The organism is Streptomyces sp. NPDC028635, assembly GCF_040637635.1.
GTDB lineage: Bacteria > Actinomycetota > Actinomycetes > Streptomycetales > Streptomycetaceae > Streptomyces.
In genome coordinates, this window is the sequence record NZ_JBEZWX010000005.1 from 250111 (window position 1) to 271905 (window position 21795).

General features: G+C 73.8%; 18 protein-coding genes and 2 pseudogenes. 6 read left to right on the forward strand and 14 right to left on the reverse strand.

The genetic code is table 11. The features are described 5' to 3' along the window. Positions 1 to 282 precede the first annotated feature (282 nt). Positions 283 to 1941 (forward strand): annotated as a pseudogene (ctaD, locus tag AB0E88_RS08315) (cytochrome c oxidase subunit I); the annotation flags it as partial. On the opposite strand, the gene AB0E88_RS08320 reads toward ctaD, so the two are convergent. From AB0E88_RS08320 to AB0E88_RS08330, 3 genes are all read right to left on the reverse strand, one after another. Next, the gene (locus AB0E88_RS08320; RefSeq protein ID WP_361625828.1) at positions 1853 to 2896 is read right to left on the reverse strand and encodes a YafY family protein; all 1044 of its coding nucleotides are present in this window, start codon (positions 2894 to 2896) and stop codon (positions 1853 to 1855) included. The pseudogene ctaD and the gene AB0E88_RS08320 overlap by 89 nt on opposite strands. Before the next feature lie 181 nt (positions 2897 to 3077). Continuing rightward, entirely contained in the window at positions 3078 to 4409 is a 1332-nt protein-coding gene (locus AB0E88_RS08325; RefSeq protein ID WP_361625830.1) for an ABC transporter substrate-binding protein, read from the reverse strand. Then, positions 4378 to 4956, reverse strand: coding sequence for a hypothetical protein (locus AB0E88_RS08330; RefSeq protein ID WP_361625833.1), 579 nt, complete (start codon positions 4954 to 4956; stop codon positions 4378 to 4380). The genes AB0E88_RS08325 and AB0E88_RS08330 overlap by 32 nt, the downstream gene beginning before the upstream one ends. Positions 4957 to 5097: 141 nt before the next feature. Here AB0E88_RS08330 and AB0E88_RS08335 point away from each other — a divergent pair, with 141 nt between their 5' ends. From AB0E88_RS08335 to AB0E88_RS08345, 3 genes are read left to right on the forward strand one after another with little or no spacing between them, the layout of a single operon-like run. Further along, the gene (locus tag AB0E88_RS08335) at positions 5098 to 5571 is read left to right on the forward strand and encodes a hypothetical protein (RefSeq protein WP_361625836.1); all 474 of its coding nucleotides are present in this window, start codon (positions 5098 to 5100) and stop codon (positions 5569 to 5571) included. Further along, positions 5571 to 8540, forward strand: coding sequence for an ATP-binding cassette domain-containing protein (locus tag AB0E88_RS08340; protein ID WP_361625839.1), 2970 nt, complete (start codon positions 5571 to 5573; stop codon positions 8538 to 8540). Before AB0E88_RS08335 ends, AB0E88_RS08340 begins: the two co-directional genes overlap by 1 nt. Further along, the gene (locus AB0E88_RS08345; RefSeq protein ID WP_361625842.1) at positions 8537 to 9193 is read left to right on the forward strand and encodes an ATP-binding cassette domain-containing protein; all 657 of its coding nucleotides are present in this window, start codon (positions 8537 to 8539) and stop codon (positions 9191 to 9193) included. Before AB0E88_RS08340 ends, AB0E88_RS08345 begins: the two co-directional genes overlap by 4 nt. Positions 9194 to 9310: 117 nt before the next feature. Here AB0E88_RS08345 and AB0E88_RS08350 read toward each other — a convergent pair whose 3' ends face one another. Beyond that, a complete protein-coding gene (locus AB0E88_RS08350; RefSeq protein WP_361625845.1) occupies positions 9311 to 10015 on the reverse strand; it encodes a transglycosylase family protein in 705 nt (234 codons plus the stop codon). A 513-nt stretch (positions 10016 to 10528) separates the two neighbouring features. On the opposite strand from AB0E88_RS08350, the gene AB0E88_RS08355 reads away from it, so the two are divergent. Further along, positions 10529 to 11323, forward strand: a complete 795-nt coding sequence (locus AB0E88_RS08355) for a hypothetical protein (protein WP_361625848.1) — start codon at positions 10529 to 10531, stop codon at positions 11321 to 11323. Positions 11324 to 11836: 513 nt separating this feature from the next. Continuing rightward, complete coding sequence (locus AB0E88_RS08360) at positions 11837 to 12232, forward strand: hypothetical protein (protein WP_361625851.1); 396 nt, start codon at positions 11837 to 11839, stop codon at positions 12230 to 12232. Positions 12233 to 12305: 73 nt separating this feature from the next. Here AB0E88_RS08360 and der read toward each other — a convergent pair whose 3' ends face one another. From der to AB0E88_RS08410, 10 genes and pseudogenes are all read right to left on the reverse strand, one after another. Next, a complete protein-coding gene (der, locus tag AB0E88_RS08365; protein ID WP_361625854.1) occupies positions 12306 to 13784 on the reverse strand; it encodes a ribosome biogenesis GTPase Der in 1479 nt (492 codons plus the stop codon). A 58-nt stretch (positions 13785 to 13842) separates the two neighbouring features. Then, positions 13843 to 14451 (reverse strand): lysophospholipid acyltransferase family protein, encoded by a 609-nt coding sequence (locus tag AB0E88_RS08370; RefSeq protein WP_361625962.1) that lies wholly within the window; start codon positions 14449 to 14451, stop codon positions 13843 to 13845. Between the two features lie 53 nt (positions 14452 to 14504). After that, positions 14505 to 15200 carry a (d)CMP kinase gene (cmk, locus tag AB0E88_RS08375; protein WP_361625857.1) on the reverse strand — a complete coding sequence of 232 codons (696 nt, stop codon included), beginning with the start codon at positions 15198 to 15200 and terminating at the stop codon, positions 14505 to 14507. Between the two features lie 210 nt (positions 15201 to 15410). Then, positions 15411 to 16496 (reverse strand): prephenate dehydrogenase, encoded by a 1086-nt coding sequence (locus AB0E88_RS08380; protein WP_361625860.1) that lies wholly within the window; start codon positions 16494 to 16496, stop codon positions 15411 to 15413. After that, positions 16493 to 16855, reverse strand: a complete 363-nt coding sequence (gene aroH, locus AB0E88_RS08385) for a chorismate mutase (protein ID WP_361625863.1) — start codon at positions 16853 to 16855, stop codon at positions 16493 to 16495. The genes AB0E88_RS08380 and aroH overlap by 4 nt, the downstream gene beginning before the upstream one ends. Positions 16856 to 17027: 172 nt before the next feature. Beyond that, positions 17028 to 17434: pseudogene (locus AB0E88_RS08390) on the reverse strand (YidB family protein). A 50-nt stretch (positions 17435 to 17484) separates the two neighbouring features. Further along, positions 17485 to 18492 carry an ADP-ribosylglycohydrolase family protein gene (locus tag AB0E88_RS08395; RefSeq protein WP_361625866.1) on the reverse strand — a complete coding sequence of 336 codons (1008 nt, stop codon included), beginning with the start codon at positions 18490 to 18492 and terminating at the stop codon, positions 17485 to 17487. 88 nt (positions 18493 to 18580) lie between these two features. Then, complete coding sequence (locus AB0E88_RS08400; RefSeq protein WP_361625869.1) at positions 18581 to 19699, reverse strand: pseudouridine synthase; 1119 nt, start codon at positions 19697 to 19699, stop codon at positions 18581 to 18583. After that, the gene (scpB, locus tag AB0E88_RS08405; RefSeq protein ID WP_361625872.1) at positions 19699 to 20385 is read right to left on the reverse strand and encodes an SMC-Scp complex subunit ScpB; all 687 of its coding nucleotides are present in this window, start codon (positions 20383 to 20385) and stop codon (positions 19699 to 19701) included. The genes AB0E88_RS08400 and scpB overlap by 1 nt, the downstream gene beginning before the upstream one ends. Continuing rightward, complete coding sequence (locus AB0E88_RS08410) at positions 20382 to 21470, reverse strand: ScpA family protein (RefSeq protein ID WP_361625875.1); 1089 nt, start codon at positions 21468 to 21470, stop codon at positions 20382 to 20384. Before AB0E88_RS08410 ends, scpB begins: the two co-directional genes overlap by 4 nt. Positions 21471 to 21795 lie beyond the last annotated feature (325 nt).

Consider the following 21795-nt stretch of genomic DNA (forward strand, 5'->3'; position numbering starts at 1 on the left):
CCGGGTGTATCGGAACGCCATTCCGGTGGCCCGGACCGGCTCCTCCGGCCGCCTGCCGGAAATGCCCCGGCGAAGCTCCGGGCACCGCGATTTCCGGGCCGATTCCCCGAATGCCGTACGCATCGGCGTCCCATGGGAAATCCACGTTTCCCCCACACAATCTCCGTACGCCCCCTGTCGGAGCGTGCCGCGGCGTGCGCATCATGGCCTCGGCCCGCGCGCGGCTTGCGCCGCGGGCCTGCAGCGGACCCGGCACGCGACACGCGAAGGGGCGAGCGAACGATGGGCACCGAGACGGTACGGGCGGCGGCACGGCCGCGGCGAAGCGGGCGGCGCGGCCGGCTGGTCGTGGACTGGCTGACCACCACCGACCACAAGAAGATCGGCCACCTCTACCTGATCACCTCGTTCGCCTTCTTCCTCATCGGCGGGATCATGGCGCTGCTGATGCGGGCGGAGCTGGCCCGGCCCGGGCTGCAGATCGTCGACAACCACCAGTTCAACCAGCTGTTCACGCTGCACGGCACGATCATGCTGCTGCTCTTCGCCACCCCCAGCTTCGCGGGGTTCGCCAACGAGCTGATGCCGCTGCAGATCGGCTCGCCCGACGTGGCCTTCCCGCGGCTGAACATGTTCTCGTACTGGCTGTTCCTGTTCGGCGGGCTGACCGTGCTCGGCTCGCTGGTGGTGCCGGACGGCCCGGCCGCGTTCGGCTGGTTCGCCTACGCGCCGCTCAACGACGCGGTGCACTCCCCCGGCGTGGGGCCCGACCTGTGGATCATGGGGCTCGCGCTGTCCGGCTTCGGCACGATCCTCGGCGCGGTCAACTTCATCACCACGATCGTGGGGATGCGCGCCCCGGGCATGACGATGTTCCGGATGCCGATCTTCACCTGGAACACGCTGCTGACGTCGATCCTGATCCTGATGGCGTTCCCGGTGCTGGCGGCCGCGCTGCTGGTGCTGGAGGCGGACCGGCGCTTCGGCAGCCAGGTCTTCGACGCGGCCAACGGCGGCGCGCTGCTGTGGCAGCACCTGTTCTGGTTCTTCGGCCATCCCGAGGTCTACATCATCGCGCTGCCGTTCTTCGGCATCATCACCGAGATCATCCCGGTCTTCAGCCGTAAACCGATCTTCGGGTATCTCACGCTGGTCGGCGCGACGATCTCGATCACCGGGCTTTCGGTGGTCGTCTGGGCGCACCACATGTTCGCCACCGGCGCGGTGCTGCTGCCGTTCTTCTCCTTCATGTCGTTCCTGATCGCGGTGCCGACGGGAGTGAAGTTCTTCAACTGGACCGGCACCATGATCAAGGGCTCGCTGTCCTTCGAGACGCCCATGCTGTGGGCGACCGGCTTTCTGGTGACGTTCCTGTTCGGCGGGCTGACCGGGGTGATCCTGGCCTCGCCGCCGATGGACTTCCACGTCACCGACTCCTACTTCGTCGTCGCGCACTTCCATTACGTCGTCTTCGGCACGGTCGTCTTCGCGATCTTCGGCGGGCTGTACTTCTGGTGGCCGAAGTTCACCGGCAAGATGCTCGACGAGCGGCTCGGCAAGATCCAGTTCTGGACGCTCTTCACCGGCTTCCACACCACGTTCCTGGTGCAGCACTGGCTGGGCGCCGAGGGCATGCCGCGCCGCTATCCCGATTACCTGGCCGCCGACGGCTTCACCGCGCTGAACACGATCTCCACGATCGGCGCGTTCGTGCTCGGCCTGTCCACGCTGCCGTTCCTGTACAACGTGTGGAAGACCGCCAAGTACGGCGAGAAGGTCGACGTCGACGACCCCTGGGGCTACGGCCGCTCGCTGGAGTGGGCGACCTCCTGCCCGCCCCCGCGGCACAACTTCACCGCGCTGCCGCGGATCCGCTCGGAGTCCCCGGCGTTCGACCTGCACCATCCGGAGTTCGCGGCGCTGACCCCGCAGCCCGAGCCAGCGCCGCATCAAGCCGGTCCCGAGCGGTCCTGATCGCGTCGACCAGCCCGACCGGCTCGACCACCTCGAAGGGGAAGCCGAGCATCATCACGTGGATCACCATCACGTCCAGGTTCCCGGCCCCGGCGCGCAGCAGGCAGGCGCCGGGGCCGTCCGGCTCCAGCGTCCCGGCGGACGGTGAGATCCGCTCGGCGGCCTCGGCGAGGGGCACCAGCAGCCGGACGGTGGCGTGCGTGGCGTACGCGCGCGTGGAGACGCCCTGCGAGACGTAGGCGGCGAGGTCGTCGGCGGGCGGGGTGCGCGGGGTGAAACGCGGGCCGTGCGGCGGCCTGGGGCTGATGCGGTCGACGCGGAAGGTGCGCCAGTCGTGCCGCTCGACGTCCCAGGCGACCAGGTACCAGCGGCGCTCAGTGCACACCAGGCGGTGCGGTTCGACGGTACGGCGGCTCGGGGCGCCGTCGTGCGTGCGGTACTCGAAGCGCAGCCGCTCGGCGTCCCGGCACAGGTGCGCCAGCTCGGTGAGCAGCGCCGGGTCGACGGGGGCCGTCGGCGGGCCCGGGCGCAGCATCGGCACGGTGAAGGCGTTCAGCGCGCTCACCCGGCGGCGCAGCCGGTCCGGCAGTACCTGCTCCAGCTTGGCCAGGGCCCGCACGGAGGTCTCGCCGATGCCCTCGATGCCCTGTCCTGCGGCGGTGCGCAGACCGACCGCGACGGCGACCGCCTCCTCGTCGTCCAGCAGCAGCGGCGGCAGCTCGGCGCCGGCGCCGAGCTGGTACCCGCCTCCGGTGCCGGGGCTGGCGTTGACGGGATAGCCCAGCTCGCGCAGCCGGTCCACGTCCCGGCGCACCGTTCGCGGGCTCACCCCGAGCCGGTCGGCGAGGTCCGGGCCGGACCACTCGCGGTGGGCCTGGAGCAGGGACAGCAGGCGCAGCAGTCGTGCGGAGGTCTCCAGCATAGGCCGAGTCTGCCAGGGCTTGCGGACAGCCTGTGTCCGCGAGGGCACGGCCGCCCGGGGGTGCGTGTCCGGCGCGGCGGTCAGGCGTGTCCGGCCTCCCGGAGGTCGTGGGTGTGTCCGGCCTCCCGGACGTCAGGCGTGTCCGGCCTCCCGGAGAGCGGGGTGTGTCCGGCCCCTCGGGTCAGGGTGTGTAGGGCAATTGCGGCACCACGAAGCAGGTGCGGTTCATGTCGCCCTGTGTCACCCAGCCCTTGCCGTCCTGCCAGCGGGCCACCGACAGGCAGGTGCGGTGGTCCCGCGGCGGCTGCGGGAGCCGCGCGAACTCGACGGGGAGCAGCAGGCCGCGGGCGGTGTAGCCGTTGCCGTGACGGTTCATCCAGCCGTCCACGCACGCGCGCGTGATCCCTTGCCGCGCGCAGGAGCGGGCCGCGTCGGTGAACCACATGGCCGCCGCCCAGCCCTCCAGCTGCCACTGGGAGTGCGTCGAGAATCCCGCGGTGGCCTCCCGGAACTCCCGTACCGCGCTGTCGCCGGAGTCCTCGTAGTTGCGGCTCGCGCCGGTCGCCCACAGGGCGTTGCGGCAGTGCGGGGCGTCCCGGTAGTCCTGCGGGACGGTGGAGGTCCAGTTCTGCACGTTGGTCACCTTGGCCGTGACGTGCGCGCCCACCTCGTCCATCGCCCGGCACAACTGGGCGTTGCCGTGGGTGTCGATCGCGTCGAAGACCAGGTCCACGTCCTGCTGTTTCAGGTCGGCGGCGACGGCGCGGAAGTTGGGCAGCGCGAAGTCGACCTCCTCGGTGACCACCTTGTACCCCTCGGCCTTCAGCCCGCGCTGGACGAGCCGGGCGTAGGCGGCGGACGCCGACTGGTTGTACGACACCACGGCGGCCGTGCGGGCGCCCCGCTCGTGCCGGAAGTACCGGTAGACCTCCGTGCCGCCGTACAGCTTCCCGCCCCAGCCCGGCGTGCCGTCGCGCGGCGCCAGGCTGCCGTAGATGCCGTACAGGTGCGGCCAGGTGTCGTAGGCGGCGCCGATGGGCTGTCCGCCGATGTCGGGCACGCCCGCGTGGGACACGCGCGGGGCGCCCGCGTAGTCGAGGGCGGTGGTGGCGACCAGGGCGACGACCTTGTCCTCGTCGATCAGCTGGTGCACGCACGCGTTGTTGCCGATGCCGCTGCCGCCGTCGTCGCACAGGTGCACCTCGACGCGGCGGCCGGCGATGCCACCGCGCGCGTCGAGCCGGTCGAAGAAGGCCTTCGCGCCGTCGCGCGGTCCGGTGAAGGTGCTCCCGCCGACCGGGCTGGTGGCACTCGTGATGATGCCGACCCGGACCGGTGCGCCCTGGCTCGGCGCGGACGGGGACGCGCGCGTGCTCTGCTCGAAGTCGCGCTCCGGCAGGCGGCTGCCGCATGCCGCGGTCAGGGTGAGCAGCAGCGCCGCGGCCGCTGCCCCGGCCGTACGGCCGGCGCGGCGGTGGTCGTCAGCAGACCGGGATCGCCGACGCGGACGCATTGCCGCTCAGCTTGACCAGCGCGCACAGCGTGCTGACGGAGACCTTCCACGTGCCGCTCTGCTGGACCGAGACGCCGGCCGCGTTCGGCAGGGCGGTCGCGCCCTGGACGACGAGGTCGTACGTCACGGCCGCGCGGGTCGGCGACGTGAACGTCACCTTGGTCACCTTCGCGTGCGCCTGCCGGTTGCGCGGGTCGTTGCCGAAGGCGTACAGGACGGGGGCCATGCGGGTGCCGTCCTCCAGGACGGCCTGCTTGGCCTGGAGCGAGGTCGACGGGTCGAAGAACTTCTCCCAGTTCTGTTTGATCTCCTTCTGGGCCGCGGCCGGGTCCGCCGGTGCCACGGGCGCGGCGCTGGTCGTCTGCCGCGCGGACGGCGTGGCGGAGGGCGTGGCCTTGCCGCCCCCGCCGTTGTCGTCACTGCACGCCGCGAGGGCCGGGGCGAGAATGAGAGCGAGGGCGGCCGCCAGTGCCGTACCTCGTCCCGCCGCCCCTGGGCCGCGCCTGGTACGTGCCGTCCCCCGCCTGAGGTCGCTTCCCAGAACCATCTGGCTCACCACCGGGTGTCGGTCCGGGCGATCTACGCCCGGTGCTTTCAGGGTCGACGCACAACAGACATACTGCAAGCCATCGGTCGACATGGACATACCAGACGTGCCGGGTGGCTGCGTGACGTGTGGGAGCCAGCGATGCGGACAGCGAAGCTGCGGACCGTGCACCCCGTCCTGTGGGCCGGCTGGGCGGCGCTGGCCGCGGGCGCGGTGCTGTGCGTCATCGGCTGGTACGGCGTCTCCGGCGAGCGGTTCGCCGAGCGGCAGCTCCCCTATCTGGCCTCCTGCACGGTGCCGGGTGCCGCCCTGATCGTCGCCGGGGCGGTGCTGCTCAGCCACGGCCGGGACGCCCGCGCGGCCGCGCGCGTGGAGGAGCTGTACGGGCTGCTGGTGGCGGCCGAGGCCGACGGAGACGACGCCTCCGGGTCCGCCGCCGCGCCGGTCGCGGTCAGCGGGCGGACGCTGATGGTGCCGGGCGGCACGCTGTGGCACCGCGCGGACTGCCCGCTCGTCGCGGGCAAGGAGCAGGCGTTGCCGGTCGACGACCGGCTGCTCGCGGAAGGGGCGCTGGCTCCCTGCCCGATCTGCGAACCGGACACCGCGGAGGGCTGATGTCCTCCCTCACCTACGACCTCACGCTCGCCGGGCTGTCGGTCGGCAGTGCCGCCGCGCTCACCGGGATCGGGCTGATCGTCACCTACCGGGCGACCGGAGTGCTCAACTTCGCGCACGGGGCGATCGCGATGGTCTGCGCCTACGGGCTGCGGCAGTGCGTGGTGGTGTGGGGCTGGCCGCTGTGGCTGGGCGCGGTGGTGACGCTGGTGGTGCTGGCGCCGGCGATCGGCGTGCTGCTGGAACGGTTCGTCTTCCGGCCGCTCGCGGTGCTCGGCGGCGACCCGGCGCGCACCCTGGTGGCCTCCATCGGGGTGTTCGTGCTGCTGGTCGGGGGCGCCGTGCTGCTGTGGGGGCAGGGCGCGCGGGACGACGCGCCGCAACTGGTGTCGGCCGACCCGTGGGGACAGCTGGCGGTGGCGCTGCTGCTGGCGGCCGGGGTGTCCGCCGTCATCCGCTGGACCCGGTTCGGGCGGGAGCTGCGGGCCGTGGTGGACGACCGTCAGCTGGCCGTGCTCGGCGGCATCGACGCCGACCGGGTGGCCGCCGCGGGCTGGGCGTTCGGGGCGTTCACGGCCGGGCTGACCGGCGCGCTGCTGGCGCCGTACGTGCGTCTCGACCCGTACGGGCTGCCGCTGCTGGTGATGGAGGTGGTCGCGGTCGCGGTGGCCGCGCGGATGCGCAGCCTGCCCGTGGCGGTGGTGGTCGCGCTCGGGATCGGGGTGGCGCAGAGCCAGCTGACGCGGCTGCACCCCTCCGGCTGGGCGCAGCCGCTGCTCCAGGCGGTCGGCGCGAACCTCTTCGTGGTGGCGCTGCTGGTGGCGGCGCTGGCCCTGCCCGGCATCGGCCGCCGTGACGCGCTTCCCCGTCCGGTGGCCGCACGGGCCCCGGCCGTCCCGCACGGCGCCTGGATCGTCGCTGTCGTGCTGTTCCTGCTGCCGCTGGGCCTGGCCGGTGCGGACCTGCGGACGGCGGTGCAGGTGCCCGCGCTGGCCGTCGTGCTGCTGTCCCTGGTGGTGGTCACCGGCCGGGGCGGCCAGATCTCCCTCGGCCAGGCGGCGTACGCGGGCCTCGGCGCGCTGTTCACGGCGCTGCTGGCGGCGGGCCGCTTCCCCGTCCTGCCGCGGCTGCCGGAGCTGACGGCGCTCGCGGTCGCGGTCGTGCTGGTGGCGCCGCTCGGGCTGCTCACCGGCTGGCCGGCGATCGGCCGTCAGGGCCTCGCGCCGGCCCTCGCGACCTTCGCCGTCGGCGTCGGCGTGAGCCGTTTCGTCTTCGCCCAGCCGTACGCCACGGCCGGGCTGTCCCTGGACCGCCCGGCCGGTTTCGCCGGCGACCGCGCCTACTACCTCCTGGAACTGGGCCTGCTCGCGGCCGCGCTGCTGACCACACGACTGCTGCGCCGGGGCCGTACCGGTCGGGCCCTCGCGGCCATGCGGGACCACGAGGAGGGCGCGTGCGCGGCGGGCGTGCAGGTGCCCTCGCTGAAGCTCCTCGCCTTCGTGTCCGGTGCGGCGCTGGCCGCTCTGGGCGGCGGCCTGCTCGGCATGGGGCTGCGCGCCTTCGACCCGGGCACCTACGACCCGGTGCGGGGCCTGCTGTGGTTCGCCGCGGTGGTCGTGCTGGGCGCCGACAGCACCCTCGGCGCTCTCGTCGCGGCGGCCCTCCTGGTCGGCCTCGACGCGGGCGCGCGCGGCGGGGTGGCGGCGGCGCTGGTCGGCGTCCTGGCGGCGTTCGTCGGCCGCTTCCCCGGCGGCCCGTACGAGGCGCTGCGCGCGGCGGCGGAACGCCTGCGGCCCGGCGGCGGGGCCCGGCTGACGGCACTGGGCGCACGGGTACGCACACGGCTGCACCCGGCACCCGAACGGCCCCCGGGCCGCGCGAGGCCGACGGGGGCCACGGCGGTGTCGGCGGTGTCGGCGGACGGGGCGGGCGGTCAGGCCGCGCTGCCGGGGTGGAGGCGGGGCGGGTACGGCGGGAGACACCCGGTGGACGGGCCCACGCCGGACGGGAGCCGCGCAGCGGACGGGGCGACGCCGGACCGGAGCCGCGCGGCGGACGGGCCGACACCGGACCGGAGCCGCGCGCGCGTCACACCGGCGCCGGGCCGACATCACCCGCAAGGCACACCGGAGTCGGACCGGACCCGCCCCCAAGTCACACCGGCATGGGGCCCGGCCCGCCCCCGAGGCGCACCGGCGTCGGGGCTCGCCGCCCCTGGCACCGGTGGGCCGAGGGTTCGTCCGGGTGCCGGCGCCGCGTCCGTCCCCGTGCTCGCCGCCCGGGGGCTGCGCGTGCGGTACGGCGGGTTCACGGCGCTGGACGGGGTCGGTCTGGAGGTGGCCCACGGCCGGGTCACCGCGGTCGTCGGGCCCAACGGCGCCGGGAAGAGCACCCTGTTCCACTGCCTGGCCGGGACCGTGCGGCCGGAGCAGGGGCAGGTGCTGTTCGGACGACGGGACGTCACCCGGCTCCCGGCGTACGCCCGCACCCGGCTGGGGATCGCACGGACCTTCCAGCAACTGGCCGTCTTCCCCTCCCTCACCGTCGCCGAGAACGTCCGTATCGGCGCCGAACAGGGCAGGGTCACGGATGCGGAGGCGGTGGAGCGGGCGCTGCGGCTGTTCGGGCTGGACGGCCCCGTCCGGGCGCTGCCGGCCGCCGGGCTGCCCACCGGCACGCTGCGGCGCGTGGAGCTGGCCCGGGCGCTCGCGGGCGGCCCGCGGGTGCTGCTGCTGGACGAGCCCGCCGCCGGGCTGGACACCGCCGAGGTGACCGCGATGGCCCGGGTACTGCGCGCGCTGGCCGCGGACGGCACCGCGCTGCTCGTCGTCGAGCACGACCTCGACCTGGTCGCCGACCTCGCCGACGTGGTGCACGTGATGGCCGCCGGCCGGGTCGTCGCCTCCGGGCCGCCCGGCCGCGTCCTGGACGCCGTCGCCGCCCGGGCCGGACAGGACGCGGACGCATGACCCTCGCTCTGCGTCACGCGCGCGTGCGGTACGGCCCCCTGGAGGCCCTGCACGGTGTCACGCTGACGGCACCCGCCCCGGGCCTGACGGTCCTGCTGGGCCGCAACGGCTCCGGCCGCAGCACCGCTCTGCGCGCCCTGGCGGGGACGGTCCGGCTGGCCGCCGGAGCGGTGCTGTGGGACGGCGCGGACGTCACGCGGCTGCCGGCGTACGAGCGGGCCCGGCGCGGTCTGTGCCTGGTTCCGGAGCGGCAGGCGGTGTTCGGCTCGCTCACCGTCCGCGAGAACCTCGCCCTCGCCCCCGGCGCCCACGACGCCGCCCTCACCGCGTATCCGCAGCTGGAGCCCCTGCTCGCGCGCCGCGCCGGCACGCTCTCCGGCGGCGAGCAGCGCATGCTCGCACTGGCCCGGGCGCTCTCGGTACGCGCGCGTGCGGTGCTCGTGGACGAGCCCACGCAGGGCATGGCGCCCGACGTGGCCGCCCGCACCTACGAGGTGCTCGCCTCGCTCGACGCCTGCGTCGTCCTCGCCGAGCAGCGGCTGCCGCCCGCACCGGCCGTCCGCCGGACGGTGGTGGTGTACGAACTGCGGCGCGGCAGCGTCGTCTTCGCCGGCGAGGCGGCGGAGCTGGAACGGCGGGGATCCGCGCGGTGAGCGGCCCCACCGGGATCCCTGGTGCGCCGCGCGGTGAGCGGCCCCACCGGGGATCCCTCGGGACAGCCCTCGGGGCCCCATCCGGCCGGCTGACCGGATGGGGCCCCGAGGCGTGGCTCAGAGGTGGCGGAGCGCGAGTCGCATGCCCGGCTCGATCAGGTCCGGGTCGCCGCCGATGACGCTCTTGTTCGCGGCGTAGATCCGCTGCCAGCTCGTCCCGTTGTGCGCGGCGATCTCGCTGAGCGTGTCGCCCTGGCGCACGGTGTAGTCCCCGCCGCGCGCGGATCCGCGGTCGGCGTGGCCGTTGGAACGGGCCGGCGCCTCCACCGGCTTCGGCGCGGTGGACTTCGACCCGGTGGACTTCGACCCGGTGGACTTCGACCGCTTCGGCGCCGACTTCGCCGAGACGGGGTTCGCCGCGGGCGCGTCGCCGTACGCTCCGGCGTGGCCCGAGCAGACCGGCCAGGCGCCCCAGCCCTGGGCGTGCTGGACCTTCGTGGCGACCGCGATCTGCGCGGACCGGGAGGCCTGGTCGGCGGTCGGCGCGTAGGCCGTGCCACCGTAGGCGCGCCAGGTGCTCGCGGAGAACTGCAGGCCGCCGTAGTAGCCGTTGCCGGTGTTGATGTGCCAGTTGCCGCCGCTCTCGCACTGGGCGATGCGGTCCCACACTCCGCCGTCCGCCGCCGCGGCGCCGCCGGCCGAGGCGAGCAGGCCGAGGGGGGCGAGGAGCGCCGCCCCGGCGAGGACCGCCGTCGTCCGGGCCTGGCCCTTGGTCGGGGTCTTGCGGGCGGTGGTGCGGGTGTTATCGGCACATTCGGACATGTAGATCCCTCTCGAACGACTCGAGGTCCCCCAAGGCGGACCGCCACCCCTCAACGCATCGGCGCGGGGTCGCGCTCCGCCCCGCCCACCGGGGGTCGTGCTCCGCGACTCGGCGCGGACCGGTGGACGTACTCGAGCGGTGCTCGGTGCACACGGCGGAGGAATCTAGAGAGCCGGAGGGCCCGGCATCAACCAATTCGCCGTCATTCCAGGCCAGTTGAGAGTTACCCGGGGTATCGGCGATTTTCGGCCACCCACTACATCCCTGTATGTGACGACAAGTCACCCATGCGTCTCGTCCGCCTGTGAGCCACTTCACCGAGCCAAACTCCTTGACGGCTCGAACACTTGACGCTGAGTGACCGGTTCCGGCGCGGAGTTGACCGTACGCGTCGGTTGAGGGGATTCCGTTCCCGCGCGTGCGTGACCCCCACCACAGATCGCCCGTTGTGCTCTTCATGAGCCGGGGACCACCCGGCGCCGCCAACGCACCGCATCCCGAGGGAGCCACCCGTGCCGCGCATGCTCGACGTCAGCGACGAGGTACGCGCCGAGATCGGCGACGAAGAAGCCGACCGGCTGCTCGCCGGGGAGAACGCCCCCGGCAGTTACGACTGCACCTCCTGCCGCACCCCGGGCGACCCCGAGCACGAACGCACCAGCACCGTGCTGTTCGTGGGCGAGGAGACCGCCGTACTCGCCTTCGCCCACGCCGGCTGCCTGCCCTCGCAGGTCGTCCAGGTCACCGAGGAGCAGTTGCAGGGCGCGGTCCGCTCCATCGGAGGCGTCGCCGGTGGGCAGGGCGGCGCGGGTGAGCCGGTGAAGTCGGTGCCGGAGCAGGCCGTGCTCGGCGTGACCAGCGGACTGGTCCTGATCGCCGGGGAGCTGCACCCGGCGCTGGTCGTGGAGCCGACCGGGCCGGTCGTGCGCCCCGGCTCCACCGGCACCGGCGACGACTTCCTGCCGCTGCTGATCGAGCACGGCTTCATGCCGCTGCCGGAGCTGTCCGCCGTACCGCCGGTGCTGCACGGCTGGTCCGTGCTGCTGGCGATGGGACAGCTGCACGCGGTCCTCCAGCCCGGCATGGACGGCGGCCAGCCGGTCGCCTGGTGGCAGGCGCACCAGCCGCTGCAGGTCACCGAGGGCTGGCGCGCGGCCGCCAACAAGCACCAGCAGGTACTGATGTTCGCGGCCCCGGTCGGCTCCATCGGTCGCCAGCCCCGCGAGGACCTGCTGCGCGACGCCCTGGACAAAGCAGCGGCCACCGGCCACCTGGTCGCGGCCACTCTGCCGCTGGCCGGCACCTGACCTGACCCCCGAGCCGCCGCCGACCGCCCTCGCACCGGCCGGCGGCGTGCTCGGCCTTCGGCCGGCAGCCGACACGGGCCGAGGCCGGCCCAGGGCCGGGCCGGCACCGGCTGCGCCAGCCCGGACGGCACGGTCGCCCTCAGCGCGGGACGGGCTCGGACCGCCGTATCCGAGGCCTGCCGGTCACGGCGTCGAGGCGGCCGGTACCGGTCCGGCGGCGAAGGCCCGCAGCCGACACCCGCGCACCCTCGTCCGGACCCGACTCACCGCCGTGCCGGCCAGCAGGCCCCGACCACCCGCGGAGCGAGATGGGCCCCCGGCAGCGCGCCGGAGCCGAGCGGCCCCGGTCCACCGTCGGGGCAGGCAGGCCCGACCACCCGCGGAACCAGGTCGGCCCCAGCAGGAGGCCGGAGCCGAGCGGGCCCCGCCAGGGGGACGGAGCCGAGCAGCCCCGCCCGCTGCCGGGGGCAGCCGTGGCCGCATCCCATGACGTGCCGCATCGTTGGGACTTACGTGCACAACTACGACGTTCCCCGCCGCCAGAGCTTCTCCTCGGTTCCGCCTCCGCCGCGGGTGGGGCAGGAGTCGCACCGCGGCCCATCGGCCACGCCGATCTACGACGCGCTCTACGCCGAGTACGTCAAGTCCTTCCGCTCGCTGCCGGGTGACCGCAGCGGCGAGGAGGAGCTGGGGTTCACCGCCTTCGGCAGCATCCGGCACGGCGGCGGCCCGGCCGTCCCCCGGCCGGGGTCGTTCTCCAGCTCGTACAGCGCCTACAGCGCGGGAGCCCAGAGCGCCCGCGTGGGCCGGCAGTCGGCGTGGCAGCGGGTCGGCCCGGTGGGACAGCCCGGCGGCCCCACGCAGTTCGTGCCGGCGGCGCTGCCGCCCGGCCGGCCCGGCGGCAGCTGACGGCCGCAACCGCGAGGGGGCGGCCCCCAGGTCCGTGACGGACTCGGGGGCCGCCCCCTTCGGGCGCCCGGACTTACTTCTTCTTGCCGCGCTTCTCGCGCACGCGCACCGAGATGTGGATCGGGGTGCCCTCGAAGCCGAACTCCTCACGCAGCCGGCGCTCGATGAAGCGCCGGTAGCCCGCCTCGATGAAGCCGGAGGCGAAGAGCACGAACCGCGGCGGCTTGGTGCCGGCCTGCGTGCCGAACAGGATGCGCGGCTGCTTGCCGCCCCGGATCGGGTGCGGGTGGGCGGCGACCAGCTCGCCGAGGAAGGCGTTCAGCCGGCCGGTCGGGACGCGGGTTTCCCAGCCGGCGAGGGCGGTCTCGATCGCCGGGACCAGCTTCTCCATGTGCCGGCCGGTGCGGGCCGAGACGTTGACGCGCGGCGCCCACGCCACCTGGGCCAGCTCGGTCTCGATCTCCCGCTCCAGGTAGTAGCGGCGCTCCTCGTCGAGGGTGTCCCACTTGTTGAAGGCGAGGACGATGGCGCGGCCCGCCTCGACCGCCATGGTGACGATCCGCTGGTCCTGCACGGAGATGTTCTCGGAGGCGTCGATCAGGATGACCGCGACCTCGGCCTTCTCCACGGCGGCGGCCGTGCGCAGCGAGGCGTAGTAGTCGGCGCCCTGCTGGAGGTGGACGCGCTTGCGGATGCCTGCCGTGTCGACGAACTTCCAGGTCACCCCGCCCAGTTCGATCAGCTCGTCGACCGGGTCGCGGGTGGTGCCCGCCAGCTCGTTGACGACGACGCGCTCCTCGCCGGCCACCTTGTTCAGCAGGGAGGACTTGCCGACGTTCGGGCGGCCGATGAGCGCGATGCGGCGGGGACCGCCGACGGCGGTGCCGAAGGACTGCTCGGGCGCCTCGGGCAGCGCCTCCAGGACGGCGTCCAGCATGTCGCCGGTGCCGCGGCCGTGCAGCGCGGAGACGGGGTGCGGCTCACCGAGGCCGAGGCTCCACAGGTAGGACGCGTCGGCCTCGCCGCTCGGGCCGTCGACCTTGTTGGCGCACAGCACGACCGGCTTGCCGGCCTTGCGCAGCAGCCGTACGACGGCCTCGTCGGTGTCGGTGGCGCCGACCTTGGCGTCGACGACGAAGACGACGGCGTCGGCGGCCTCGATGGCGTACTCGGCCTGCGCGGCGACGGAGGCGTCGATGCCGAGGACGTCCTGCTCCCAGCCGCCGGTGTCGACGACCTTGAAGCGGCGGCCCGCCCACTCGGCCTCGTAGGTGACGCGGTCGCGGGTGACGCCCGGCTTGTCCTCGACGACGGCCTCACGGCGGCCGATGATCCGGTTCACCAGGGTCGACTTGCCGACATTGGGGCGGCCGACGACGGCGAGCACCGGCAGCGGGCCGTGCCCGGCCTCCTCGATCGCGCCCTCGACGTCCGTGACGTCGAAGCCCTCTTCCGCCGCGAGCTCCATGAACTCCGCGTACTCGGCGTCGCCGAGAGCCCCGTGATCGTGCTCGTGTACGTCCGAGCCGTCGGGCTGGATGTGGTCGTTCATGAAGTCCGTACCTCGTCGTTCATTCGTGGTGATCGGTGGAGCGGGCCACAGGCGGGCCTCATCCACTACTCAGTGTCGCCTGGCGGCCGGTCAGTCGCCTGGCGTTTTCCAGGTGCTCGGTGAGCTGCTTCTGGATGCGCTCGGTCGCCTCGTCGAGTGCCCTGCGCGTACGCCGCCCGCTTCCGTCGCCCGCGTCGAACGGGTCGCCGAAGACGACGTCGATGCGGGAGCGCAGCGGGGGCAGCGCCTTTATCAACCGTCCGCTCCGCTCGGAACTTCCCAGCACCGCCACCGGCACGATCGGCGCCCCGGAGCGCACCGCGAAGTAGGCGAGACCGGCGCGCAGGGAGGCGAAGTCGCCCTCGCCGCGGGTGCCCTCCGGGAAGATCCCGAGGACGCCGCCGGCCGTGAGGACGTCCAGCGCCTGGGTGATCGCGGTGCGGTCGGCCGTGGAGCGGTCGACCTTGAGCTGGCCGATGCCGGTCAGGAACGGGTCGAGCGGCCCGATGAACGCTTCCTTCTTGATCAGGAAGTGCACGGGCCGGGGCGCCACGCCCATGACCATCGGGCCGTCGACGTTGTGCGAGTGGTTGACGGCGAGGATCAGCGGGCCGCGCGCCGGCATCCGCCAGGCGCCCAGCACACGCGGCTTGAACAGGCCGTACATCAGGCCGACGCCGATGCGCCGTCCGATGTCCGCGCCCCGCTCGGACACAGCGGTCACTTCCCCGCCCGCTTCTCCTCGACGAGGGTGACCACGCACTCGATGACCTGGGCCAGGCTGAGGTCGGTGGTGTCCACCTCGACGGCGTCGCCGGCCTTGGCCAGCGGCGAGGTCTTGCGGCTGGAGTCGGCCGCGTCCCGCTTGAGCAGCGCCTCACGGGTGGAGTGCACGTCGGCGCCCTTCAGCTCACCGCTGCGCCGGGCGGCGCGGGCCTCCGGGGAGGCGGTGAGGAAGATCTTCAGGTCGGCGTCCGGCAGCACGGTCGTACCGATGTCCCGGCCCTCGACGACGATGCCGTTCTCCGCGCCGGTCGCGATGGAGCGCTGCAGCTCGGTGATCCGGGCCCGCACCTCGGGCACCGCGCTGACGGCGCTGACCCGGGAGGTGACCTCCTGGGTGCGGATCGGTCCGGAGACGTCGAAGCCGTCGACGGTGATCGTCGGCTTCTCCGGGTCGGTGCCGGAGACGATCTGCGGCTTGCCCGCGGCGGCGGCGATGGCGGCGGGGTCGTCGACGTCGACGCCGTTGGTCACCATCCACCAGGTGATCGCCCGGTACTGGGCGCCGGTGTCCAGGTAGCTCAGTCCGAGCTGCGCGGCCACGGCCTTCGACGTGCTCGACTTGCCGGTGCCGGAGGGACCGTCGATGGCGACGATCACAGGCGGCACAGTCTGGGCGGCGCCGTTTTCCACGGGGGGACACCTTCCTGGTGCGAGGCGGGGAGCGGGGTGCGGGGCGCACGGCCCTAGGGGGACGCCCCGCACAAGGTTACTGGCTCCGCGGCGCGCCTCTTACTGCCGGACGGCCCCAGCCGCTCACGCAGGCCCTACCGCCGGACGCCCTGCCGCTCCCGCACGCCTTGCCACCGGACGGCCCGGCCGCTCACGCCGGGCCACAGGGCCCTACTGCCGGATGGCCCAGCCCCGCTCGCGCAGCGCGGCCGCGAGCACCGGCACCGCCTTCGGCTCGACCATGAGCTGGACCAGGCCCGCCTGCTGCCCGGTCGCGTGCTCGATCCGCACGTCCTCGATGTTGACCCCGGCCCGGCCGGCGTCGGCGAAGATGCGGGCCAGCTGCCCGGGCTGGTCGTCGATGAGGACGGCGACGGTCTCGTAGACGCGCGGCGCGCTGCCGTGCTTGCCGGGGACGCGGACCTGGCCGGCGTTGCCGCGGCGCAGCACGTCCTCGATGCCGGCGGTGCCGTCGCGGCGCTTGTCGTCGTCGCTGGACTGCAGCGCCCGCAGCGCCCGGACCGTCTCGTCCAGGTCGGTGGCCACGTCGGAGAGCAGGTCGGCGACCGGACCGGGGTTCGCGGACAGGATGTCGATCCACATGCGCGGGTCGGAGGCGGCGATCCGGGTCACGTCCCGGATGCCCTGCCCGCACAGCCGTACGGCCGCCTCCTCGGCGTTCTCCAGACGGGCGGCGACCATGCTGGAGACCAGGTGGGGCATGTGGGAGACCAGCGCCACGGCCCGGTCGTGGGCGTCGGCGTCCATGACGACCGGCACCGCGCGGCAGTGCGAGACCAGCTCCAGGGCGAGGTTCAGCACCTCGGTGTCGGTGTCCCGGGTGGGGGTGAGCACCCAGGGGCGGCCTTCGAAGAGGTCCCCGGAGGCGGCGAGCGGGCCGGACTTCTCCCGGCCGGACATCGGGTGGGTGCCGAGGTAGGAGGCGAGGTCCAGGCCGAGGGCCTCCAGCTCGCGGCGCGGACCGCCCTTGACGCTGGCCACGTCGATGTAGCCGCGGGCCACGCCGCGGCTCATGGCGTCGGCGAGCACGGTTGCGACGTGGGCGGGCGGGGCGGCGACGATCGCCAGGTCGACCGGGCCCGCGGGCGGCTCGTCGGTGCCCGCACCGAGCGCGGCGGCGGTACGGGCCTGCTCCGGGTCGTGGTCGACGAGGTGGACGGTGACACCGCGCTGGGCGAGGGCGAGGGCGGCGGAGGTGCCGATCAGACCCGTGCCGATGACGAGTGCGGTCCTCACTGGGCGATGTCCTTGCGCAGGGCGGCGGCGGCGCCGAGGTAGACGTGGTTGATGTCGGCGCGCGGCTTGTCCGACTCGATGTGGGCGAGGACGCGCACCACACGGGGCATCGCGCCCTCGATGTCCAGCTCCTGCGCGCAGATCAGCGGCACGTCGACGATGCCGAGCTTGCGTGCGGCGGCCGCCGGGAAGTCGCTGTGCAGGTCGGGGGTGGCCGTGAACCAGATGCTGATCAGGTCGTCCGTGCTCAGGCCGTTCCGTTCCAGGATGGCGGTGAGCAGCGCCGACACCTGCTCGTCCATGTGCCCGGCCTCGTCCCGCTCCAACTGGACGGCCCCCCGGACCGCTCGTACCGCCACGGCGCTGCTCCTTGCCTGTCTGCGTATCGGGTCTGCTGTGCGACCAGCCTAGTCAGCCCGCGCCCCGGGGGCGTGCGGCGCCCGTCCGCTGAGACGCCGGCGTCAGGGGGCCTGCCTCCGGATGTGGTCCGCCGACGTCAGGAGGCCTGCCGCCGGACGTGGTCCGCTGACGTCAGGGGGCCCGCCGCCGGATCTGGTCCGCCGGCGCCCCGGTCCGTGGCACACGGCCTTGCGGGGTGAGCCGGTCGACGGCGTGCGGCAGCGCCTGGGCGAGGTCGTCGGCGGCCTGCGCCGGCGTGCTGCCGACCTCCCGGGCGACCCGTTCCATGGTGTCCGTGCCGAGCGCCGGACCTGGTCGCCGGTCAGGGACCGGTTCGGGCCGTCGCCGACCCGGGAGCGCGCCTGCTCACCCAGCTCCGCCCGGGTGAGCGTCTCCAGCACTCCGCCGAGCGGATCACCGCCGCCGACGCTCTTCGGCAGCGGCGCCCACCGGGAGGGCGCCGCTGCCGGTGCCGCCCCGGCCCCGAGAACGCCGCCGAGCAGATCGCCGATGCCGTCGCCCGTCATGGCCGCGCCCATTCGTCGTACGGCTCCCCCGGCGCCCGGGTACCCCCGGTGGAGCCGCCCGGTCAGGCGTCCCAGAGCGCGCCGAGGGCCAGCAGCTCGCCGCGGTACTCGATGCGGTCCGCCCACGCGGCCGGCCAGGCGTCGGCGCCCAGATAGGCTCCCGCGAAGGCGCCGGCCAGGCAGGCGATGGAGTCGGAGTCGCCGGCGGTGCAGGCGGCGCGGCGCAGGGCGGTCAGCGGCTCGTCGGGGAAGAGCAGGAAACACAGCAGCCCGGTGGCCAGCGCCTCCTCGGCGATCCAGCCCTCCCCGGTGGCCAGGCACGGGTCGGTCTCCGGCGAGACGGTCCGCACGGCGCCCTGGAGCCGTTCGAGGATCTCCAGGCACTCGTCCCAGCCGCGCGCGATGAAGTGTTCGGGCGTGGGGTCCTGGCTGCGGGTCCACAGGTCGCCGAGCCAGGTGTGGTCGTAGTGGGTGCGGTGGTCCAGCGCGTACGACCGCAGCAGCCCGACCAGCGCGGTGGGGTCGGCCCCCTGAGCGAGCAGGTGCACCGCGTGCGCGGTGAGGTCGGACGCGGCGAGTGCCGTGGGGTGGCCGTGGGTGAGGGCGGACTGGAACTGGGCGGCACCGGAGCGCTGCGCCTCGGTCAGCCCCGGCGCGAGCCCGATGGGCGCGACGCGCATGTTGGCGCCGCAGCCCTTGGAGTGGATCTGGCTGGCGTCCTGCCAGGCGCGGCCCTCCTCCTTGAGGAGGTCGCAGGCCCGCAGGCAGGTGTTGCCGGGGGCGCGGTTGTTGTCCGGCGAGTGGTACCAGTCGACGAACTCCTCCCGCACGGGCCGCTCCAGCCGCTTGGGCGCGAGGTACCCACGCTCCATGGCGGTACGCAGGCCCCGTCCGAGAGCGAGGGTCATCTGGGTGTCGTCGGTGACGAGGGCCCGTTGCGGCAGCTCCAGCTCCCGCCAGGGGCCGAACATCGACAGGATCAACGGCACGGTCTTGAACTCGGTCGGGTAGCCGAGGGCGTCCCCGAGGGCCAGGCCGATGAGTGCTCCGGTCGCGGCTCGCTTGGACATGCGATCACCATCCCCCTTTATCGTCACCATGACAATAAAGGGGGATGGTGATCATCGCAAGGCGCTCCGGGGAGCGGCGTACCGCGACTTACAGGTCGACTTCCTTCATCAGCATGCCGACCTCGGTGTTCGACAGGCGGCGCAGCCAGCCCGACTTCTGGTCGCCCAGGGTGATGGGGCCGAAGGAGACCCGGACCAGCTTGTCGACCGGGAAGCCGGCCTCGGCCAGCATGCGGCGCACGATGTGCTTGCGGCCCTCGTGCAGCGTGACCTCGACCAGGTAGTTCTTGCCGGTCTGCTCCACGACCCGGAAGTGGTCGGCGCGGGCGTACCCGTCCTCCAGCTGGATGCCGTCCTTGAGCTGCTTGCCCAGGTCACGCGGGATCGGGCCGACGATGTGCGCGAGGTAGGTCTTCTTCACGCCGTACTTCGGGTGGGTCAGCCGGTGCGCCAGCTCGCCGTGGTTGGTGAGCAGGATGACACCCTCGGTCTCGGTGTCGAGGCGGCCGACGTGGAAGAGGCGGGTCTCCCGGTTGGTGACGTAGTCGCCCAGGCACTGGCGGCCCTCGGGGTCCTCCATGGTGGAGACGACACCGGCCGGCTTGTTCAGCGAGAAGAACTGGTAGCGCTGGGTCGCGACGGTCAGACCGTCGACCTTGATCTCGTCCTTCTCCGGGTCGACCCGCTTGCCCTGCTCGGTGACGATCTCGCCGTTGACCTCGACGCGGGCCTCGTCGATCAGGTCCTCGCAGGCGCGGCGCGAGCCGAAGCCGGCGCGCGCCAGCACCTTCTGCAGCCGCTCGCCCTCCTGCTCGGCGCCGGGGAAGGTCTTGGGCAGCTTGATGTCCTTCTTGCCCGCGTAGCGCTCGCGGTTGCGCTCCTCGGTACGGGTCTCGTACTCACGCGAGCGCGAGGGGGCCGGACGGCCGCCGGAGCGCTGCCCCTGCTTGGGGCCGCCCTTGGCGCCGCCGCGGGCCGAGGGGCCCCGGCCGGACTTCGGGCCGTCCTGGGTGGCGCCGGGGCCGACGTCGTAGCGCCGCTCCTCGGGACGCGGCTTCTTGGGACGGCCTCCCTGCTTGTCGTCGCGGTTGTTGCCGGCGCCGCGGTAGTTCCCGCGGCCTCCGCTGCTTCCGCCGCGGCCGCCGCTGTTGCCACCACGGCTCCCGCCGTTGTTTCCGCTGCTGTTCCTGCCGCTGCTGCTTCGCATCAATGTTCCGTCTGGTCGTCTTCGTCGTCGGTGTCCGGGAGGCCCCGGACGGCGCCCGGCTCGTCATCGGGAGCGTCCGGGTCGAACGACGGAACCCCTTCCTGCGTCTCGGCCTCGATCGCCTCCGCCTCCGGGAGGAAGGGCGCGAGTTCCGGGAGCTCGTCCAGACCGCGCAGGCCCATCCGCTCCAGGAAGTAGTTCGTCGTCCTGTACAGGATCGCACCTGTTTCGGGTTCCGTGCCCGCCTCCTCGACCAGACCGCGCTGCAGGAGGGTGCGCATCACGCCGTCGCAGTTGACTCCGCGGACGGCGGAGACGCGGCTGCGGCTGACCGGCTGGCGGTAGGCGACGACGGCCAGGGTCTCCAGGGCTGCCTGGGTGAGCCGGGCGGTCTGGCCGTCCAGGACGAGGCGCTCGACGGCGGGCGCGTAGGCGGGGCGGGTGTAGAAACGCCAGCCGCCGGCGACGTAACGCAGCTCGAAGCCGCGCCCCTGCACCGTGTACTCGTCGGCGAGCTCGCGCAGCGCGTCGGCGATCTGCCGCTTCGGCCGCTCCAGGATCTTCGCCAGGTGCTCCTCGGTCGCGGGTTCGTCGACGACCATCAGCACGGCCTCCAGGGCGGGCTTCAGGTCGAGCCCGGCCACGGTCCGCAGGCCTGCCGGGGCCTCGCTGGTCTCCTCGCTCACGCCTTCCTCTCCTCCCGGGCCGCCTGCGTGGCCTGCTCGGCCTTCCCGGCCTTGCCGGCGGTCTCGGCCTTCTCCGGCGGGCGGTCGAACTCGTCCGTGACGGTCGGCGCCGCGTCCCCGTCCCCGCCCGTCCAGCGCACGGTCAGCTCGCCGAGGGCGGCCTCCTGCTCCAGGGCGACGGCCTTCTCGCGGTACAGCTCCAGCAGGGCGAGGAAGCGGGCGACGACGGTGAGGGTGTCATCGGTGTCCTCGACGAGCGTACGGAAGCTGGCCTCGCCCAGCTCCCTCAGCCGGGCGACGACGACCTGCGCCTGCTCCTGCACGCTGACCAGGGGCGCGTGGATGTGGTCGACGTACACCTGCGGCCTGGGCCTCGGTTGCATGGCCTTGACGGCGAGCCGGGCGAAGCCTTCGGGGCCGATGCTGATGACGACCTCGGGCAGCAGTTCGGCGTGGTGCGGCTCCAGTCCGACGGTACGGGGGTAGCGGCGGCCCTCGTCCTCGATGCGCGCGTTGAAGATGTCGGCGATCTGTTTGTACGCCCGGTACTGCAACAGCCGGGCGAACAGCAGGTCCCTGGCCTCCAGCAGGGCGAGGTCGCCCTCGTCCTCGACCTCGGCGGCGGGCAGCAGCCGGGCGGCCTTCAGGTCGAGCAGCGTGGCGGCGACGACGAGGAACTCGGTCGTCTGGTCGAGGTCCCAGTCGGCCCCCATCGCCCGGATGTGCGCCATGAACTCGTCGGTCACCTTGGAGAGCGCGACCTCGGTGACGTCGAGCTTGTGCCGCGAGATGAGCTGCAGCAGCAGATCGAACGGCCCCTCGAAGTTGTCCAGCCGGACCTTGAAAACCCCGTCGCCCGCATCGTCGGGAGCACCGTCCGATCCCCCGGCACCGGCTGCGCTCGCGCGGACACCGATCACGGCGGGGGCCACGGGACCGGGAACACCGGCGGTCATGGTCACGGAGCCGGGAGTACCGGCGGCCACGGTCACGGAGTCGGGAGTACCGGCGGCCTCGGCCGCGGAACCGGGAACACCGGCGGTCACCGTCGCGGAGTCGAGAGCACCGGCGGGGCCGACCTCCACGGTGCCCGTCGCACCGGCCGGGCCTCCCCGAGCGCTGCCGGCGTGTCCCGCCGCGACCGCGTCGCCCGGCGGGGCCGCGTCGGGGCGCGGGAGGTCCTCCGGGGCGTGGGATCGCGGGGATTCCTCCGCGGTGTCGGCCCGCGAGGGACCCGCTGCGGCCTCGGCCCCCGGTCCCTCCGCGGTGTCGGCCCGCGAGGCGCCCGCTGTGGCATCGGCCCCCGGGTGTCGGGCCGCGGCAGCGGCGTCCGTGGGCTCCTCGGCGGGCGGTGTCGCGTCCGGGGCACCGGCGGGCGCCCCCGCAGCGGCTCCGTCCGCGTCGGCGGCC

Bases quoted from the DNA above. Each gene is read 5' to 3' on its own strand.
- AB0E88_RS08320 (WP_361625828.1), bottom strand. From the start codon at position 2,896: ATGCTGGAGACCTCCGCACGACTGCTGCGCCTGCTGTCCCTGCTCCAG.
- AB0E88_RS08325 (WP_361625830.1), bottom strand. From the start codon at position 4,409: ATGCGTCCGCGTCGGCGATCCCGGTCTGCTGACGACCACCGCCGCGCC.
- AB0E88_RS08330 (WP_361625833.1), bottom strand. From the start codon at position 4,956: ATGGTTCTGGGAAGCGACCTCAGGCGGGGGACGGCACGTACCAGGCGC.
- AB0E88_RS08335 (WP_361625836.1), top strand. From the start codon at position 5,098: ATGCGGACAGCGAAGCTGCGGACCGTGCACCCCGTCCTGTGGGCCGGC.
- AB0E88_RS08340 (WP_361625839.1), top strand. From the start codon at position 5,571: ATGTCCTCCCTCACCTACGACCTCACGCTCGCCGGGCTGTCGGTCGGC.
- AB0E88_RS08345 (WP_361625842.1), top strand. From the start codon at position 8,537: ATGACCCTCGCTCTGCGTCACGCGCGCGTGCGGTACGGCCCCCTGGAG.
- AB0E88_RS08350 (WP_361625845.1), bottom strand. From the start codon at position 10,015: ATGTCCGAATGTGCCGATAACACCCGCACCACCGCCCGCAAGACCCCG.
- der (WP_361625854.1), bottom strand. From the start codon at position 13,784: ATGAACGACCACATCCAGCCCGACGGCTCGGACGTACACGAGCACGAT.
- AB0E88_RS08370 (WP_361625962.1), bottom strand. From the start codon at position 14,451: ATGTACGGCCTGTTCAAGCCGCGTGTGCTGGGCGCCTGGCGGATGCCG.
- AB0E88_RS08395 (WP_361625866.1), bottom strand. From the start codon at position 18,492: ATGTCCAAGCGAGCCGCGACCGGAGCACTCATCGGCCTGGCCCTCGGG.
- AB0E88_RS08400 (WP_361625869.1), bottom strand. From the start codon at position 19,699: ATGCGAAGCAGCAGCGGCAGGAACAGCAGCGGAAACAACGGCGGGAGC.